At 58.4% G+C, this 19,214-nt stretch carries 14 protein-coding genes; 12 read left to right on the top strand and 2 right to left on the bottom strand.

Annotation, left to right across the window (positions count from 1 at the left end):
• Positions 1-201 precede the first annotated feature (201 nt).
• On the bottom strand, positions 202-1,116 hold the full coding sequence (locus CWM58_RS01590; protein WP_061154850.1) for a LysR family transcriptional regulator: 915 nt from the start codon (positions 1,114-1,116) through the stop codon (positions 202-204).
• 108 nt (positions 1,117-1,224) lie between these two features.
• Here CWM58_RS01590 and CWM58_RS01595 point away from each other — a divergent pair, with 108 nt between their 5' ends.
• On the top strand, positions 1,225-1,986 hold the full coding sequence (locus CWM58_RS01595) for an SDR family NAD(P)-dependent oxidoreductase (RefSeq protein ID WP_100680047.1): 762 nt from the start codon (positions 1,225-1,227) through the stop codon (positions 1,984-1,986).
• 158 nt (positions 1,987-2,144) lie between these two features.
• Here the strand turns inward: CWM58_RS01595 and CWM58_RS01600 are convergent, their stop codons facing one another.
• Positions 2,145-2,711, bottom strand: coding sequence for a DJ-1/PfpI family protein (locus CWM58_RS01600; protein WP_100680560.1), 567 nt, complete (start codon positions 2,709-2,711; stop codon positions 2,145-2,147).
• Between the two features lie 581 nt (positions 2,712-3,292).
• Here CWM58_RS01600 and tssB point away from each other — a divergent pair.
• The 11 genes from tssB to CWM58_RS01650 all read left to right on the top strand — a co-directional run bounded on the left by tssB (position 3,293) and on the right by CWM58_RS01650 (position 19,197).
• On the top strand, positions 3,293-3,784 hold the full coding sequence (gene tssB, locus CWM58_RS01605) for a type VI secretion system contractile sheath small subunit (protein WP_004176434.1): 492 nt from the start codon (positions 3,293-3,295) through the stop codon (positions 3,782-3,784).
• Positions 3,785-3,826: 42 nt separating this feature from the next.
• Positions 3,827-5,371 carry a type VI secretion system contractile sheath large subunit gene (gene tssC, locus CWM58_RS01610; RefSeq protein WP_022615501.1) on the top strand — a complete coding sequence of 515 codons (1,545 nt, stop codon included), beginning with the start codon at positions 3,827-3,829 and terminating at the stop codon, positions 5,369-5,371.
• Positions 5,372-5,380: 9 nt separating this feature from the next.
• Positions 5,381-6,724 carry a type VI secretion system baseplate subunit TssK gene (gene tssK, locus CWM58_RS01615; protein ID WP_165785669.1) on the top strand — a complete coding sequence of 448 codons (1,344 nt, stop codon included), beginning with the start codon at positions 5,381-5,383 and terminating at the stop codon, positions 6,722-6,724.
• Complete coding sequence (gene tssL / locus CWM58_RS01620; protein WP_100680048.1) at positions 6,721-7,410, top strand: type VI secretion system protein TssL, short form; 690 nt, start codon at positions 6,721-6,723, stop codon at positions 7,408-7,410. Before tssK ends, tssL begins: the two co-directional genes overlap by 4 nt.
• On the top strand, positions 7,407-9,113 hold the full coding sequence (locus CWM58_RS01625) for an OmpA family protein (protein WP_100680049.1): 1,707 nt from the start codon (positions 7,407-7,409) through the stop codon (positions 9,111-9,113). The genes tssL and CWM58_RS01625 overlap by 4 nt, the downstream gene beginning before the upstream one ends.
• A 4-nt stretch (positions 9,114-9,117) precedes the next feature.
• Entirely contained in the window at positions 9,118-9,609 is a 492-nt protein-coding gene (hcp, locus tag CWM58_RS01630; RefSeq protein ID WP_023340018.1) for a type VI secretion system effector Hcp, read from the top strand.
• A 264-nt stretch (positions 9,610-9,873) separates the two neighbouring features.
• Positions 9,874-12,528: a type VI secretion system ATPase TssH gene (tssH, locus tag CWM58_RS01635; RefSeq protein ID WP_100680050.1), complete on the top strand. Its 2,655-nt coding sequence runs from the start codon at positions 9,874-9,876 to the stop codon at positions 12,526-12,528.
• A gap of 1 nt (position 12,529) precedes the next feature.
• Positions 12,530-15,040, top strand: coding sequence for a type VI secretion system Vgr family protein (locus CWM58_RS01640; protein WP_165785706.1), 2,511 nt, complete (start codon positions 12,530-12,532; stop codon positions 15,038-15,040).
• A complete protein-coding gene (locus CWM58_RS01645) occupies positions 15,033-16,247 on the top strand; it encodes a hypothetical protein (protein ID WP_100680052.1) in 1,215 nt (404 codons plus the stop codon). The genes CWM58_RS01640 and CWM58_RS01645 overlap by 8 nt, the downstream gene beginning before the upstream one ends.
• On the top strand, positions 16,248-16,637 hold the full coding sequence (locus CWM58_RS28050; RefSeq protein ID WP_133122405.1) for a hypothetical protein: 390 nt from the start codon (positions 16,248-16,250) through the stop codon (positions 16,635-16,637).
• Positions 16,638-16,698: 61 nt separating this feature from the next.
• Positions 16,699-19,197, top strand: coding sequence for a type VI secretion system Vgr family protein (locus tag CWM58_RS01650; RefSeq protein ID WP_100680053.1), 2,499 nt, complete (start codon positions 16,699-16,701; stop codon positions 19,195-19,197).
• Positions 19,198-19,214 lie beyond the last annotated feature (17 nt).

Here is a 19,214-nt window from a genome sequence, read left to right on the forward strand (position 1 = left end):
TCAGACGGAGGGCTTTATTAACGAGCCAGCAGGGGTCTGACAGAGCCTGTTTACAGAAAAAGCAAAATACTAACGGGACTGCTCAAAGGAAGGTGGTATCAGGGATAACGCCTGGAGATGAGAACTCGTACTCAGATAATAACTTTTCGTCTGGTAAATCGACACAACGATTAACGCACGTGCCGCGAATAATAGCAAATATTATTTTAGCCTTCCGGATGCCTGCTGTGTCAGGGGTGCCTTCATCAGCGCGGTAACCCAGTCGATAAACACCTGAACCCGGGCAGAGAGCTGCCGATTACTGGGATAGAGCAGGGAGAGCGGCAGCGGCGCAGGGCGAAAATCGGCCAGCACTTCCGTTAACGCGCCCGACGCCAGATCGGCCTCAAGGCGGGGCAAGGGGGCCTGATACAGGCCAAAGCCAAGCCTTGCCGCTTCGGCGCCGACGTCGGCATCGGAGGTCAGCAGCCGACAGGGCAAACTGACCTCCGTCTGCCTGCCCTCCAGGGTAAAGCTCAGCGGCAGGGTCCGGTGGGTACGCGTTGAAACAAACCCGATCATCACGTGGCCTGTCAGTCCGTCGATGGTTTCCGGGGTACCATACCGGGCGAGGTAGGCCGGGCTGGCGCAGGTGATCTCCTGCAGCCTGGCAAGCGGCCGGCAAATCATCTCGCTGTCGGGGAGATGGCCGCCGCGAATAACGCAGTCGACCCCTTCGCGAACCAGATCGACGTCGCGTTCGCTTTCGCCGATCTGCAGCGTAATGGCGGGATAGCGGGCGAGAAACTGCGGCAGCGCGGGCAGCAGCAGGGTTCGCGCCAGATTGCCCGCCACGTCCACGCGGATCATACCGGCAATGCTCCCCCCGGCGCTGCGGTTGGCCTCCTCAAGGGCCGCCAGAATGGACACGCAGCGCTGATAATACAGCGTGCCCTCTGCCGTGGGCTGCACGTGCCGGGTGGTGCGCTGCAGCAGCCGTGCCCCGAGGCTGGCCTCCAGCGCCTGAATAGCCGCGGTCGCCACCGGCCGGGAAAGACCGAGGTCCGCGGCGGCGGCGCTGAATGAGCCGCGTTCGACGATGCGCACGAACAGGGTCAGGGTATCCAGTTTATCCATGACATTGTTCCAGCTGGCAAAACAATCCTGTCGCGCAACGCGGTCTTATCGTCGGCATGCAGAAGCCTATAATCGCTCATGTTTTCAGCAGAGATAAAAGGGGGAAACATGAACAATAGCGCAAAAATTGCCCTGGTGACAGGCGGCAGCCGCGGCCTGGGGCGCGCGACCGTTGAAGCGCTGGCTCAGCGCGGCGTGAACGTGGTATTGACCTATAACGCGCATTTTGCCGAGGCGAACGAGGTGGTCGCGCGGGTTACAGACTTGGGCGCGCGGGCGATCGCGCTGCCCTTCAGCGCCGGCGACATCGACACCTTTGACGCATTTGTTAGCGTTTTTCAGGGCGCGCTGGCGGAGCTGGGTGCCGATAAATTTGATTATCTGGTCAATAACGCCGGCAACGCCAGCGGCATGGGTTTTCTTAACGCTACGGAAGCGGAATTCGATGCGCTGTATCGTATCCACGTGAAGGGCGTTTTTTTCCTCAGCCAAAAACTATTGCCGCTGCTGGCAGACGGCGGACGGATAGTGAATGTTTCGTCCGGCCTCACCCGTATCGTGATGGCGAACCGGGCGCCCTATGCGATCATGAAGTCCGCGGTGGAAACCCTGACCCGCTATATGGCGTTTGAGCTGGGCAGTCGCGGAATTGCGGTGAACTGCGTGGCGCCCGGCGCCATCGCCACCGATTTCAGCGGCGGGGTGGTGCGGGATAACCCGCAGGTCGCCCAGGCTGTCGCCGGGATGACGGCGCTGGGGCGGCCTGGTCTGCCAGAGGATATCGGGCCGATGATCGCCTCGCTGCTATCTGACGATCATCGCTGGGTTAATGCCCAGCGAATTGAAGTTTCCGGGGGAATGCGGATCTAAATCGCGGGATATTGCCCGGTCAATGTCATGCGGAGTTGAGTCAGGTTAAGCTGCTGCGGGAACGGCTGATCAAACACCGCCGTGCCGGTGGGCAGGAGAGCACCAGCGCGGCGATGGCCAATTCCCTTCGTCAGAGAAAACGCTTTCTCTACAGGCCGTTATTCCGCCAGCAGGGCGGCAAATTTCGCCAGCCACTGCGGGTGTGCCGGCCAGGCGGGGGCGGTAACCAGATTGCCGTCCACGTGCGCCTGGTCGATACCAATATCCGCATAGTGCCCGCCGCTCAGGCGCACTTCTGGAGCGCAGGCGGGATAGGCGCTGCAGGTGCGGCCCTGCAGAATACCGGCGGCGGCCAGCAGTTGCGGGCCGTGGCAGACGGCGGCGATAGGTTTACGCGCGGCGTCGAATGCCTGGACCAGTTTAATAACCTCCTCGTTCAGGCGCAGATACTCTGGCGCCCGGCCGCCGGGGATCACTAGCGCGTCGTAGTCCTCGGCCTTCGCTGCGGCAAAGTCGGCGTTCAGGGTGAAGCGGTGCCCCGGTTTTTCGCTGTAGGTCTGGGCGCCGTCAAAGTCATGGACTGCGGTCATGACATAGTCGCCAGCGGCTTTATCCGGGCAGACGGCATCGACCTGGTGGCCAATCATCTGCAGTGCCTGGAAAGGGACCATCGTTTCGTAATCTTCGGCATAATCGCCGACCAGCATCAGGATCTTCTTGCTCATCATTTTTACTCGTTGTGGGAGAAAGGTGTCTTAGATATAGCCTGGCGATCCGCAGAATGCGACCCCCTCAGGATGCCGAAGACGGTAGCGTGTGCATCTTGCTATCAGGGTCATGTTTTTTCTGGTAACGACAACTTTTGCCGACATCGCCGTGTGGTCAGTCACCCGGAAAAATAGCCTTTTTCAGCTACAGACGGCTGTCTGCGGTGGAAAATACCGCGGGTTCCGCAGGCCATTCCTCGTCACGTCTGGTGCATGCAGATCGGTAAGGAATAATTTTTACCCGCCAGCAGGGGTTAATTGCGTTGATATCTGGATGATTTTATCCCAGGTGGTACTTCCGCTATGTTTATTCTTTTATTTTAAATTTGCGCGGGATTTATTGTGATTATTATTTACGGGCTTTGTATTGAGTTATTAAATATTCACGTTGAGTGCCAAGGAAAATAAATTCATTCACCTTGTGAGTATATTCAATAAATATTCTTGTTAAGTTGATCGATAATCTATTTTTGCTTTATCATCCTCAGGTTTTTTACCGTCAATTCTTCAACAATTATTCCTCAAGGAAAGGAACTACTATGGCTGATACGTTCCAGAATGAAGTCCCCAGGGCGCGCATTAATCTCAAATTATCTCTTCATACCGGCGGCGCGCAAAAGAAGGTCGAGCTACCGCTGAAGCTGCTTACCATTGGCGATTTTAGTCATGGTAAGGAAAACCGGCCTTTATCGGAAAGAGAAAAGATCAACGTCAATAAAAATAACTTTAACAGCGTACTTTCGGAATTTAGCCCAGAGGTGAATCTCTCTGTGCCGAATACGCTGGCCGGTAACGGCGAAGAGGAGAACGTCAGACTGCGTTTTACCGATATCAAAGATTTTGAACCGGAGCAGGTTGCCCGGCAAATACCGCAACTCCGCGCCATGCTGGCGATGCGTAATTTATTACGCGATCTCAAATCCAATCTGCTTGATAACGCCACTTTCAGAAAAGAGCTTGAGGCAATCCTGAAAGATCCGGCGCTGTCCCAGGAATTACGCGACGAAATGAGTGCGCTTGCCCCGAAATAATGGCGGGGCAAGTCTGTTAATGGATTAACCGGGAAAATGCTAATGTCTGTTACCACAGAAAACGCCCCTGTTCAGGGGCAAACCACGTTGCAGGAAAATAGGGCGGGCGAGGGCGTTTACGCCTCGCTGTTTGAAAAAATTAATCTCGCCCCGGCGTCTCGCCTCGGGGATATCAACGATTTTCTGGACGATGCCGCGCTCTCCGAGGCACCGGCGGCAGAACGTCTCACCGCGGCGATGCAGGTGTTTATGGAGCGCATCCGACAGTCCGGTCAGCGGGTGGAAAAGCTCGACAAAACGCTGATTGACCACCATATCGCCGAACTGGATTTCCAGATAAGCCGTCAGCTGGACGCGGTGATGCACCATCAGGAGTTTCAGCAGGTCGAATCCCTGTGGCGTGGCCTCAAACAGCTGGTGGACAACACCGACTATCGCCAGAACGTCAAAACGGAGATCCTTGACGTCGCCAAAGACGATCTGCGCCAGGACTTTGAGGACGCGCCGGAGCTTATCCAGAGCGGACTCTACTGGCACACCTATACCGCGGAGTATGACACTCCCGGCGGCGAGCCGATCGGCTCGGTGATCTCGGCCTATGAGTTCGATGCCAGCCCGCAGGATGTGGCGCTGCTGCGCAATATCTCCCGCGTCTCTGCTGCCGCCCATATGCCGTTTATCGGCGCCGTCGGTCCGGCCTTTTTCCTGAAAGAGACCATGGAAGAGGTGGCTGCCATTAAGGATATCGGCAACTACTTCGATCGCGCGGAATATATTCGCTGGAAGGCGTTTCGTGAAACCGACGACGCCCGCTACATCGGCCTGGTGATGCCGCGCGTGCTGGGTCGTCTGCCGTACGGTCCGGACACCGTGCCGGTGCGCAGCTTCAACTATGTCGAGCAGGTGAAGGGCCCGGATCACGAAAAGTATCTGTGGACCAGCGCGGCGTTCTCCTTCGCTTCCAATATGGTGAAGAGCTTTGTCAATAACGGCTGGTGCGTGCAGATCCGCGGTCCGCAGGCCGGCGGCGCGGTGAAAGATCTGCCCATCCATCTGTACGATCTCGGCACCGGCAACCAGGTGAAGATCCCTTCCGAGGTGATGATCCCGGAAACGCGGGAGTTTGAGTTTGCCAGCCTGGGCTTTATCCCGCTGTCGTACTACAAAAATCGCGATTACGCCTGCTTCTTCTCGGCCAACTCCGCGCAGAAACCGGCGCTGTACGATACCGCCGACGCCACCGCCAACAGCCGCATCAACGCGCGTCTGCCTTATATCTTCCTGCTGTCGCGCATCGCGCACTACCTGAAGATGATCCAGCGCGAGAATATCGGCACCACCAAGGACCGGCGACTGCTGGAGCTGGAGCTGAACACCTGGGTGCGGAGCCTGGTGACCGAAATGACCGACCCTGGCGACGAGCTGCAGGCCTCCCATCCGCTGCGCGATGCCAGTGTGGTGGTGGAAGATATTGAGGATAACCCGGGCTTCTTCCGCGTGAAGCTGTACGCGGTGCCGCACTTCCAGGTCGAGGGGATGGACGTCAATCTGTCGCTGGTTAGCCAGATGCCAAAGGCGAAGGCGTAGGTCCGGACGATGATTAAAACGGAACGTCCGTTGTGGGGCCGGGGCATTATGGTGTCGCCCCAGCATTTTCAACAGCAGGCTGCGTATGCAGCCTGGACTGCGGAAGTGATTGCCCGGATAGGTCTTAATCACCCCTGGGGAGTGATGGAGGCGACCTTCGAACCAGAGATGCTCAAACTGGGCCGCCTGCAGGCTCACAGGCTGCAGGTCCGGTTCCAGGATGGCACGATGATTGATACGGACAATGCCGATGCGCTGCCGTCCGCGCTGTCACTGGACAGGGTGGACGACGAGGCGGTGATCGTGCTGGCGCTGCCCCTGATGCAGGCGAATGGCGGCAACTGTCTGAAGCCGGAGGAGGTGGCCGAAAGGCCGGTGCGCTTCCGGCAGCGCTGGCGTGATGTCCGCAACCAGTTCGGGGATGATACCCGGCAGATTGCCGTCATGCAGCCGGAGCTGACCCTCCGCTTCGCCCATCAGGACAACAGCGATTACCTGACCTGTCCGCTTGTTCGCCTGCAGCGGGACTCGCAGGGGGCCTGGCTTATCGACGAGACGTTTCTCCCGCCGCTGCTGCAGATCCAGGGCAGCCGCTGGCTGGCGACGCAGCTTGAACAGCTGCTTACTCAGCTTCGGGCTCGTCTGACGCGCCTGATGGCCATGCGTCGCGAGAGCAATGAACGGATGGCTGATTTTGCCGTGGCCGATGTCTCTCTGTTCTGGTTGCTGAATGCGCTGAACAGCGCCGAGCCGGTGCTGGGGTACTTTCTGCGTGACCAACAGAGCCCGCCGGAACGCCTCTATCCGGAGCTGGCGCGCCTGGCTGGCAGCCTGCTGACCTTTTCGCTCACCCATCAGGCGAATGCCGTCCCGATCTATCAACATGATCAGCTGAACGCGGTTTTTCCGCCGCTGTTTGATTTACTGAGCGACCTGCTGGAGGCGAGCCTGCCGTCGCGGGTGGTGGCGATTGCGCTGGAGCATGATGCCCGGCTGCACTTCTGGCAGGCGCGTCTGCACGATGCCCGGCTGCGGGAAGGGGCTGATTACTATCTGTCGGTTCGTTCGTCGGTACCGGTCGCCCGGCTGCAGGAGCAGTTTCCGCGACAGTGCAAAGTGGGTAGCCCGGATCATGTCAAAGCCATCGTCAACTCCTCGCGGACAGGGGTGCCCCTGACGCCATTGCGTCATGTGCCGGCGGCGATCCCGCTGCGTCTGGAAAATCAGTATTTCAGCCTCGATGTGTCCCACCCTCTGGCGACGGAAATGCTGCAGAGCGGCACCTGTATGTTTTACGTCCCGGGGATGCTCGGTGAGCCTGAACTTGAACTTTTTGCGGTACTACGAACGTGAATGAGCCTAAACGCGGCAACGCCGCGTCCATTGATATTGATGCGCTGCTGCAGAACACCTGGCTGCAGGTTATCAGCCTGCGCCACGGCCCGCAGTTCCGCGATGAGGAAGGGTACACGCTATGGCAGCGCTGTATTGCTGATGTCGAGCGCGTGCAACATGAGCTGAAGGCGAGCGGGCTTGATGACGCCAGCTGTCAGCATATTCTCACCGCCCAGTGCGCGCTGCTCGATGAAGCCGTGAAAGGGCGCGGCGTGGAGGATGAGGCCTGCCTGCAGTGGTATGACATTCCGCTGCAGGGGTACTTCCTCGGCACCATGGATGCCGGTGATACGCTGTGCGATCGGATGCGTGATGTGCTGCGTGAACCGGCGCCCGACCTGGCCGTGGTCACCTGTTTTCAGCGGGTGATGCTGCTGGGTTTTGTTGGCAGCTTTCGCTCCCTCAACGATCCCGAGCGCCTGAAGCTGATCAACGCGCTCAGTGAGCATGTCCCACCTTTTCAGTGCCCGTCAACCGCTCCCGTACTGGTAGAGAGTCGGGCCGGACTGGGGATAAGCGGCTGGCTGGCCTCCTGGCCGGTACGTATTGGCCTGAGCGTGATGGTGGTACTCGTCCTGTGGTGGGGGCTGAACCACTGGCTCGATCACCTGCTGCTGACCCTGTTACCGGGGACGGTGAAATGAGCCCCGCGCAGCAGCGTGGGCTGGCGCTGTGGGCCAGTCTGCTGAGTGCGCTGGTGTGCCTGCTATTTTTGCCGGTTCCCCGCTGGGGGGCGTGGCTCATTCTACTGGTGACGCTGGCCCTGATCATCGGGATCTGGCGCATCGCCAGTCGTCGTACCCGACGTAACGTTGCGTCAAGCCTGGACCATCTCCCGGAGGGCGCTTATCGCCAGCCGGTGGTCCTCGTCTGCGGCGATCTGCCGTGTGTCTGGCCGCAAGCGTCACCGGTGCGGGTCGTCAAACAGGGCTGCTGGATCCGCGTGGAAAAGACGGAGGAGCTGCAGCAGGTCGCGCGCCAGGTATTGAGCCAGCGGCCGGAATGGGGGCCTCAGCTGTCAGTGCTGCTCTGCGTCTGCCCGCAGCGGCACGCGCAAAGCGATGCGCTGACCAGCGTTCTGCTGGCCCTGCGCTGGCAACTCAGCCAGCTGCGCCAGGAGACGGGGTATGCCGTACCACTGGCGCTGCAGGGGCTGGTGGGCAGCGCGATGAGCCCCATCCTGCTCTGGCAGGCGGCGATGCCGGGTGAAGCGGTGAAAGTCTGGCAGCCCTCCTGCGCCCCCTGTTCCGTACCGGCCTGGGTAAGCGCCGGCGGGGCGGCCGCGCTGGAGCAGCAGGTGCTGATGAATAGCCTGATGGGCTGGTTTGAACAGCACGTCCATGCCGTGTTGACGGAAGAGAATACCGCCCTGCCACCTCTGACCCCAGCGGCCGTGCTGTGGGGCCTCGGGCCCTCGCTGCCTGGAAGTCTGGCGTCGTCGGCCTGGACGACGTGGTTATCCCGACATAGCGGTCTGTCGCGGGTAGCTGGCTGGCAGCCAGGCGAGAGTGACACCGAAGACGCTTCAGCGTTGCCGGAATTCATCCTGCCGCAGTTACCGGCGGGACGGGGACTCACGCCACGGGGCAGGGCCTGGCGTGCGGCGCTCGCGATTTTCACCCTCGCGGCTGTCGCCGCGCTGCTCAGCAGTGGCTGGAACAATCGACAGCTGCTGCAGCGCGTGGGCGTCGATATTGCCCGTTATGAGCGGATTGCGATGGATGATTATCGGCCAAAAGCCAGCGCTGTCAGGGTGCTGCGTGAAGATGCCGCGCTGCTGGATAGCTGGGCGCGTAACGGTGTCCCGCTGCGCCTGAGTCTGGGCTTGTATCGCGGGGAGCAGATTCGCCTGCCGTTGCTGGAGGCTATTCGCGGTTACGTGCCGCCTCCACCGCCGCCCAGGCCGGTGCAGCGCGTCGCGCCGAACGTCATCCGCCTTGACAGCATGTCGCTGTTCGATACCGGGAAATGGGTACTGAAGCCCGGTTCGACAAAGCGGCTGGTCAACTCGCTGGTGGACATTAAGGCCAGGCCCGGGTGGCTGATCGTGGTGGCGGGCCACACCGACAGCGTGGGTGAGGAAAAAGCCAACCAGCTGTTGTCGCTGAAACGCGCGGAATCGGTCCGCGACTGGATGCGCGATACCGGCGACGTGCCGAACAGCTGCTTTGCCGTTCAGGGCTATGGCGAAAGCCGACCAATTGCAACAAACGATACGCCGGAGGGCCGTGCGCTGAACCGTCGTGTCGAAATCAGTCTGGTGCCGCAGGTAGACGCCTGCCGGTTACCGGACCAACCCTCTGCGTCATCCCAGGATGATGGCGCTTCACTACACAATGGAGAGTAATTCCATGGCAATTCCTGTTTATCTTTGGCTGAAAGACGATGGCGGCGCGGACATTAAAGGGTCTGTCGACGTTCAGGATCGTGAAGGCAGTATCGAAGTGGTGGCCCAGGAGCATAACCTGTACATCCCGACCGATAACAACACCGGCAAACTGACCGGAACGCGTATTCATACGCCGTTCCTGTTCACCAAGGAGATCGACTCCTCCAGCCCCTACCTGTACAAGGCGGTGACCACCGGCCAGACCCTGAAATCCGCTGAGTTCAAGTGGTACCGAATCAACGATGCCGGCCAGGAAGTGGAGTATTTCAATACCAAACTTGAGAACGTCAAGGTGGTGAAAGTGAATCCCCTGATGCACGACATCAAAGACCCCGCCTACGAGAAGCACAACCATCTGGAACAGATTGAGCTGCGCTACGAGAAGATCACCTGGACCTATAAAGACGGCAACATCATTCACTCCGATAGCTGGAACGAACGCGCCACCGCGTAATTGCCCGTCATATTTCGCGCCGCTGGTGCGCAGGCGACGTTCGCTCACCCCGGCCGCATTGTTATCTCTGCGACCGGGGTTTATTGCGGGCGATCGCCTGATGCGGGCAGCGTTTCTCTGCCCGCCGTTTTTTGCTGAGCGCCTGAGATACGGGTTCTCAGCAAAGAAAAACACAATCTGCCTGCCTGACCCTGTGCGCTGTGGGTTCCTGTTCGGGAACAGCGACGGGCGGTAGCGTGTCCGGAACCAATAAGAGAGGATCTCATGGAAAATCCAGCCAGCCTGTTACGCCGTCTTAATCCCTGCTGTGCCCGCGCAATGGAGGGGGCGGCCTCCCTGTGCCAGACCCGGGCGCATGCCGAGATCCTGCCCGAGCACTGGCTGCTCAAGCTGCTGGAACAGGGGGAAGGCGATCTGACGGTGCTGGCGCGGCGCTATGAATGGGATATGGATGCGCTGTGGCAGGATCTGCTGAACTGGCTGGATAAACAGCCGCGCTCGGTACGTCATCGTCCCCAGCTCTCTGACCATACCCTGAGGCTGATGCAGGAGGCCTGGCTGATTGCCTCGCTCAGCGGCGAAACGCAGATCCGCAGTGTTCACCTGTTGATGGCGCTGGTTGAAAAACAGAATCTGATCCAGTGCGATGGCCTGTGGCCGCTGTTAACGCTGGGCCAGCGTCAGCTGGAACGCCTGCGCCCCTTGCTGGATGCCCAGTCCGACGAACGTCCGCCAGCGCAGCAGGAAGCGGCCCTGGCGCAGCCCCATGGCGGGGACGTGGAATTTGTGGGGCGTCCTGCGAGCGGTGAACTGAATGCGGATGGGCTCAACCCGGCGCTGCAGAACGCGCTGGACAAATTCACTCTCGACGTCACCGCCAAAGCCAGAGATGGCCAGATTGATCCGGTGTTCGGACGTGACACGGAAATCCGCCAGATGGTGGATATTCTCTCCCGTCGGCGTAAAAACAACCCGATCCTCGTCGGTGAGCCGGGCGTGGGCAAGACCGCGCTGGTGGAAGGCCTGGCGCTGCGCATTGCCGAAGGCAACGTCCCCGACGCGCTGAAGCCGGTGTCGGTGCGCACCCTCGACCTCGGTCTGCTGCAGGCCGGCGCCGGGGTCAAAGGCGAGTTCGAGCAGCGGCTGAAAAATATCATTGAGGCGGTACAGCAGTCGCCTTCGCCGGTGCTGCTGTTTATCGACGAGGCGCACACGATCATCGGCGCGGGTAATCAGGCGGGCGGCGCGGATGCCGCCAACCTGCTGAAGCCGGCGCTGGCCCGGGGCGAGCTGCGGACCATCGCCGCCACCACCTGGTCTGAATACAAGCAGTACTTCGAGCGCGACGCCGCGCTGGAGCGCCGCTTTCAGATGGTCAAGGTGGATGAGCCGGACGACGACACCGCCTGCCTGATGCTGCGCGGCCTGAAGTCCCGCTATGCCGACCACCACGGCGTGCATATCACGGATGATGCGGTGCGCGCCGCCGTGACGCTGTCACGACGCTATCTCACCGGCCGCCAGCTGCCGGACAAGGCAGTGGATTTACTCGACACCGCTTCCGCCCGCCTGCGTATGAGTCTCGATACCGTGCCTGAGCCGCTGACCCGCATGAAGGCACAGCTCACCGCGCTGGCGATGGAGAAACAGGCGCTGCTGGAAGATATTGCGCTGGGCAACAGCGCCCGCGGCGAACGGCTGGCGGCCATTGAGCAGGAGGAGATCCGCCTTATTCTGGCGCTGGATACCCTTGAAACTCAGTATGGTCAGGAGCTGCAGCTGACGGAGGCGCTGCTGGCCTGTCGCCGCGATATCTCCCGCCAGGCGGAAATTAACGACCTGCAAAACGCGCTTATTGCCGTCCAGCAGGGCAATCCGCTGCTCGGGCTGGACGTCGACGTCCGCACCGTGGCGACGGTGATTGCCGACTGGACCGGCGTGCCGCTCTCCTCGCTAATGAAAGATGAGCAGACGGAGCTGCTGAGTCTGGAAGAGAGTCTCGGCAAACGGGTGGTTGGCCAGGAGGCGGCCCTGAGCGCTATTGCCCGGCGCCTGCGCGCCGCGAAAACCGGCCTGACGCCGGAGAACGGTCCGCAGGGGGTGTTCCTGCTGGTCGGGCCGAGCGGCACCGGCAAAACGGAAACGGCGCTCGCCCTGGCCGATGCGCTGTTCGGCGGCGAGAAAGCGCTGATCACCATCAATCTCTCCGAGTACCAAGAGCCGCACACCGTCAGCCAGCTGAAGGGTTCTCCGCCGGGCTACGTCGGCTACGGCCAGGGCGGGATCCTGACCGAGGCGGTGCGCAAACGCCCCTACAGCGTGGTGCTGCTCGATGAGGTGGAGAAGGCCCATCGCGATGTGATGAACCTGTTCTACCAGGTCTTCGACCGGGGGGTAATGCGCGACGGCGAGGGGCGTGAAATCGACTTTCGCAACACCGTGATCCTGATGACCGCCAACCTCGGAAGCGACCTCCTGATGCAGTTGCTGGATGAACAGCCGGAGGCCAGTGAATCAGACCTGCACGAGCTGCTGCGCCCGGTGCTGCGCGGCCACTTCCAGCCGGCGCTGCTGGCCCGCTTCCAGACGGTGATTTACCGTCCGCTGCCGGCGGTTGCGCTGCGCGCCATTGTCGGGATCAAGCTCGGTCAGGTGAGTCAGCGTCTGGCTTGCCATTACGGAATCACCACCACCCTCAGCGAGAGCCTGTTCGACGTGCTGACCGAGGCCTGCCTGCTACCGGACACCGGCGCCCGCAACGTCGACAGTCTGCTGAATCAGCAGATCCTGCCGGCGCTGAGTCAGCAGCTATTGAGCCATATGGCGGCGGGGCAGAAACCGCGCCAGGTGACGCTGGGGTATCACGAAGAGGAAGGCGTCGTGATGGCGTTTGACGAGGGGGCAATCGCCGATGAGTAGCGTGAAATCGTTGTTGTTCAGCCACAACCACCACCTGCTTTCGGTGAAGGGATGTGAAGCCGGGCTTGATGTGCTGGCGTTTGAGGGCGATGAAGCCCTGAGCCAGCCGTTCCGCTACCGTATCGAATTCACCAGCGCAGACCATGCCATCAGCAAAGAGATGATGCTGATGAAGGCTGCCTCCCTGACGCTGCAGGCGCCGGTGGCACAGGGCTTCGGCATCAATGTTCAGCAACCCGTGCGGGTGATCCAGTGCGTGGTGACGGGGTTTGAACGGCTCAGTACCTCCAGGGATGAAACGCACTATGCGCTGACGCTCCAGCCGCGCCTGGCGCTGCTTAACCGCTCGCACCAGAACGCCATTTACCAGGACCAGTCCGTTCCGCAGATTGTGGAAAAAATCCTCCGCGAGCGCCACGGCCTGCGCGGTCAGGATTTTCTGTTCTCACTGACAAAAACGTATCCGCGCCGCGAGCAGGTGATGCAGTACGGCGAGGATGACCTGCGCTTTATCACCCGGCTGCTGGGTGAGGTGGGGATCTGGTTTCGCTTTACCGCCGACACGCGGCTGCACATTGATGTTGCTGAGTTCTGCGACAGTCAGCAGGGCTATGAGAAGGGACTGACGTTCCCTTCGGTCCCGCCGTCAGGGCAGCAGTCGGCCGGGGTGGACGCGGTGTGGGAGATGGCATGCCGCCACCGCGTCGTGGAGCAGCAGGTCAGTACCCGCGACTACAACTACCGCGAGGCGACGGCCGACATGAACGCGCAGGTGGATGTCACCCGCGGGGAGACCACCACCTTCGGGGAGGCTTACCACTGGGGAGATAACTACCTGACCGCCGGCAATGCCCATGACCGCCATCCGGCGCCGGTGTCCGGGGCGTTTTACGCCCGTCTTCGTCATGAGCGTTATCTGAACGGCCAGACCCGGATGCAGGCCACCACCAGCTGTCCGACACTCTGCCCGGGGCAGGTGCTGAAGGTCACCGGCGGAGAGGAGGTGGCCGGGGAGTTTGCTGATGGCGTGCTCGTCACGGCGATGCACAGCCACGCCCGGCGCGATGCCGACTTTGCAGTGGAGTTTGCCGGCATACCGGACAGCCCGGATGTCGGCTACCGGCCTGAGCCCGGCGCGCGTCCGGTGATGGCCGGGACGCTGCCGGCCCGCGTGACCAGCACCCGGGAAAACGACACCTGCGGGCATATCGACAAACACGGGCGCTACCGGGTGAATATGCTGTTTGACCGGGCGCGCTGGGAAACCGGGTTCGAGAGCCTGTGGGTCCGTCAGTCGCGGCCGTATGCCGGAGACACCTACGGTCTGCACCTGCCGCTGCTGGCGGGGACGGAGGTGGCGATTGGCTTTGAGGACGGTAACCCCGACCGGCCGTATATCGCGGGGGTGCTGCACGACTCGGCGCACGGCGACCACGTCACCATCCGCAATGACAAACGCAACGTTCTGCGCACCCCGGCCAACAACAAAATCCGCCTCGACGATGAGCGCGGGAAAGAGCATATCAAGGTGTCGACGGAGTATGGCGGCAAGAGCCAGCTGAATCTGGGGCACCTGGTGGACAGCGACAGGCAGCCGCGCGGCGAAGGCTTTGAGCTGAGAACCGACAGCCGGGGCGCCATCCGGGCACAGAAAGGGATATTTATCAGCGCGGACGGACAGGCGCAGGCCCGGGGGCAGGTGCTGGATATGGAGCCGGCGGTCAGTAATCTGGCCGAAGCCCGGGAGCAGATGATGTCCATCTCCGGTGACGCGCAGAAGGCGACCGCGAACCCGGCCGATCTCCAGGCGCAAATTATCCTGCTGGAGCAGCAGCTGACAGACCTCAAAAAATCGGTGCTGCTGCTCAGCGCGCCGGAGGGGATAGCGCTGACCAGCGGACAACATCTGCAGGTCTCAGCCGGGCATAACCTGATTGCCACGGCCGGAAAGAATGCAGATGTCAGCGTGGTGAAAAACCTGTTCATCGGGGTGGGCAGTGCGCTGAGCGTGTTTGTGCGAAAGCTTGGGATCAGGCTGATAGCGAACCAGGGACCGGTACAGATGCAGGCGCAGAATGACCTGATGGCGCTGCTTGCCCGGAAGGAAATCAGCATTGTCAGCACGGAAGACAGTATCGAAATTATTGCGAAAAAACGGGTCACGATCAACGGCGGGGGAAGCTATATCACGCTCAATGCCAGTGGCATTGAATCAGCGACGGCAGGTGAGTACAGAACAAGGGCCGGGTATTACGTCAGGCGGGAAAAAGCACAACATAAGCCTGACATTGCACCTTTAGCTAATGCGATAAATGACGGCAGCCATAATATTCGCTACCTGTGTACAGATGATAATGGGATGCCGATGCTGAATACTCCTTACAGGGCCTTTCTGGCTGATGGCTCGGTATTAGAGGGTGTCAGTGATGGCGAGGGGTATACGACGTTGTTTACTTCTGCACAGGTACAGGATGTTCTGCTGCATATGATACCGGAGGCCATCAATGCCTAAATATAATATTTATACAAAGATTGAATCGAATGTTTCAGCAGTCGACCTTTTTTACGATCTGAATGTTTACAGAACTGATGCCAGTAATAAAAAACATATACTACTGTCAGTGGCGCAACAACCAGTAACATCAAATTATCAAACTCAGTCCCATGAAACGAATGACACAGAGGATGGGTTGTCTGTAATCTACATAATGGAAATGAACTTATATCGCAAGCACGGAGGTAAGTTGTTTTCTGTGCTTTCCTCGCCTGCGAAAAAGATGTACACACTTGGTGAAATGGCATCAGGGCAAGCATATTCTAAAAATAAGCGTGAAAATGTTTGTTATTTTGAGACAAAGACGCAGACAAAACCGGTTAATGATAAGGGTGAGGATAATATACATACTGTGCAGATTACCTGTCAGAAAAGAGCGTTTATTGCAAAAGAGTATCCTGTAGGTAGTCCTGATGATCCATTTGACAGAAGTAAATTTGAAGATCAAGTTTCATCAAGAATAAATTACAGTAGTTTTCCTGATCAGGGAAGGACAAGTTTATGTGGGCCAGCCTCCTTCTTTTACTGCTTGCAAATGGACAGGCCGGATGTATATAAACAAGCTGCAATAGATCTATGGATGCAAGGAAAAACGAAGATAGGAACTTTAGATATAACGCCTGGCGATGGATGTAAACATCCAAAGGGCAGTTTTTATTTTAGCGGTAGTGAGAGAATTTCAGGTTTGGACTGGATAACACTTGCCAGTTTGAGAGACTCTGAAAACTCAATTATGAGTTATGATGATATAGACGACGAAGTCGCCGGGATTACAATGTGGGGAAAGATTACCGAGTGGTTTGAAAAGAGTGGCTATGTAAAAATTTATACCAATGTTGGCTTGGGTCGGTGTAGTATTGAGGATGTTGTGCGGCTCAGTGAATATGCTGACAATGGATTTAAAGTTGTTTGTCTAATTTCTGCTGGGATGCTGTTTGATTTTGGTTCTGACGATACTTCCTATAAAAATCATTGGGTTGTTTGGGCTGGTGCTTTAAAAAAAGCTAATGGGAAAGCTATAACAAAAAACTCACCGCCTGATGAAATCGTTAATTTAAAATTATTCTCATGGGGGGCGGTAAAAAATCAAATTAAGTTAAACAAAGATTTGGAATATGTCCGCAAGCACATTTTTGGGGGGGTGGTATTTAAACCACTAAACTGAATGAAATATTTTATCTGTGTTTTGATTGTTATTGTGGCTGGTTGCTCTTGTACTTGCCCAATAATCCTGCCAGAAAAAAAAGATCTTAAAGTTGCAAAAGTTAATCACAAGTACCAAGATGTCATTGAAATAAAAGGTGGGGCTGTTAATGAATCCAGCGTATCGGTGAGTATAATCCCGATCGACTCAGGGTTAGCATGGAGTCCGGAAGACATAAAATATAGTCTTGGTGGAGAGGATGGAGTAAACAAAGATTACCATCGCATCATCATATCTGGGATCCCGAAAAAATCAGGTGATTATCGCGTAACTGTTTCTGGATTTACTCTTGGCACAATGTATTCCGGTAAAGATTTTTATAAGCAATATACGATAAAGATCAAGCAGTAACTGACTTAATGCATGTTTGTTTTTCTAGAACATAATTTCTCTGCCGATGTGAAGGAATACTATGAGCAGTAACCCCCCGATCAGATTCAGCCACAACCACCATCTGCTTTCGGTGAAAGGATGTGAAGCCGGGCTTGATGTGCTGGCGTTTGAGGGCGATGAAGCACTGAGCCAGCCGTTCCGCTGCCGTATCGAATTCACCAGCGCAGACCATGCCATCAGCAAAGAGATGATGCTGATGAAGGCTGCCTCCCTGACGCTGCAGGCGCCGGTGGCTCAGGGCTTCGGCATCAATGCTCAACAACCCGTGCGGGTGATCCAGGGCGTGGTGACGGGGTTTGAACGGCTCAGTACCTCCAGGGATGAAACGCACTACGCGCTGACGCTCCAGCCGCGCCTGGCGCTGCTTAACCGCTCGCACCAGAACGCCATTTACCAGGACCAGTCCGTTCCGCAGATTGTGGAAAAAATCCTCCGCGAGCGCCACGGCCTGCGCGGTCAGGATTTTCTGTTCTCACTGACAAAAACGTATCCGCGACGCGAGCAGGTGATGCAGTACGGCGAGGATGACCTGCGCTTTATCACCCGGCTGCTGGGTGAGGTGGGGATCTGGTTTCGCTTTACCGCCGACACGCGGCTGCACATTGATGTTGCTGAGTTCTGCGACAGTCAGCAGGGCTATGAGAAGGGACTGACGTTGCCTTCGGTCCCGCCGTCAGGGCAGCAGTCGGCCGGGGTGGACGCGGTGTGGGAGATGGCATGCCGCCACCGCGTCGTGGAGCAGCAGGTCAGTACCCGCGACTACAACTACCGCGAGGCGACGGCGGACATGAACGCGCAGGTGGATGTCACCCGCGGGGAGACCACCACCTTCGGGGAGGCTTACCACTGGGGAGATAACTACCTGACCGCCGGCAATGCCCATGACCGCCATCCGGCGCCGGAGTCCGGGGCGTTTTACGCCCGTCTTCGTCATGAGCGTTATCTGAACGGCCAGACCCGGATGCAGGCCACCACCAGCTGCCCGACGCTCTGCCCGGGTCAGGTGCTGAAGGTCACCGGAGGAGAGGAGGTGGCCGGGGAGTTTGCTGATGGCGTGCTCGTCACGGCGATGCACAGCCACGCCCGGCGCGATGCCGACTTTGCGGTGGAGTTTGCCGGCATACCGGACAGCCCGGACGTCGGCTACCGGCCTGAGCCCGGCGCGCGTCCGGTGATGGCCGGGACGCTGCCGGCCCGCGTGACCAGCACCCGGGAAAACGACACCTGCGGGCATATCGACAAACACGGGCGCTACCGGGTGAATATGCTGTTTGACCGGGCGCGCTGGGAAACCGGGTTCGAGAGCCTGTGGGTCCGTCAGTCGCGGCCGTATGCCGGAGACACCTACGGTCTGCACCTGCCGCTGCTGGCGGGGACGGAGGTGGCGATTGGCTTTGAGGACGGTAACCCCGACCGGCCGTATATCGCCGGGGTGCTGCACGACTCGGCGCACGGCGACCACGTCACCATCCGCAATGACAAACGCAACGTTCTGCGCACCCCGGCCAACAACAAAATCCGCCTCGACGATGAGCGCGGGAAAGAGCATATCAAGGTCTCGACGGAGTACGGCGGTAAGAGCCAGCTGAACCTCGGCCATCTCGTGGATGCTGAAAAGCAGCAGCGCGGGGACGGTTTTGAGCTGAGAACCGACAGCCGGGGAGCTATCCGGGCACAGAAAGGGATATTTATCAGCGCGGACGGACAGGCGCAGGCCCGGGGGCAGGTGCTGGATATGGAGCCGGCGATGGGCCGTCTGAAAGCAGCTCAAGAAGAAATGCAGGCGATATCCGGTGATGCGGAGGCTTCACAAGCGAGCGCTGCAGAGTTACAGGCACAAATTACGCTGATGGAACAAAAATTGAATAAGCTGAAGGCTTCTGTGTTGCTCCTGACAGCGCCTGATGGCGTGGCTGTGACAAGCGGGGGGCATCTGCAGGTCTCAGCTGGCCAGAACCTGATAGCTACTGCCGGTAAAAATGCTGACGTCAGCGTGGTGAAAAATCTGTTCATCGGGGTGGGCAGTGCGCTGAGCGTGTTTGTGCGAAAGCTTGGGATCAGGCTGATAGCGAACCAGGGACCAGTAATGGTACACGCTCAGAACGATATGATGGAGTTACTGGCACGAAAGGGGATTAGCATTGTCAGCACTGAAGATGAGATCCAAATAACGGCAGCAAAGAGTATCTCGTTAAATGCCGGAGGCAGTTATATCACGCTAGACGGAGGCAAAATTGAGCTGGCGACGATCGGCGACTATAACACGAGAGCGGGTCGTTATGGACGTATGGAGGCCGCAAGTGATGTAAGAACTTTTACCATACTACCTGGTAAAGTGAGTGACTTGTATAGCGAACAGTTCCGTATCACTGAGGCGGATAAAGTCACACCGCTCGCAGGTGTTTCTTATACCATCAGCAGTATGACCGGGCAGCAATGGAAGGGAATTACTGACAAAGACGGCATGACGGAGCGGATAATTTCACGTACTGCTGAAAAGTTGTCACTGGAATTTTAATGAGGAAGGAACCTGAA

This window comes from Klebsiella sp. H-Nf2, assembly GCF_002806645.1.
Taxonomy (GTDB): Bacteria; Pseudomonadota; Gammaproteobacteria; order Enterobacterales; family Enterobacteriaceae; genus Klebsiella; species Klebsiella variicola.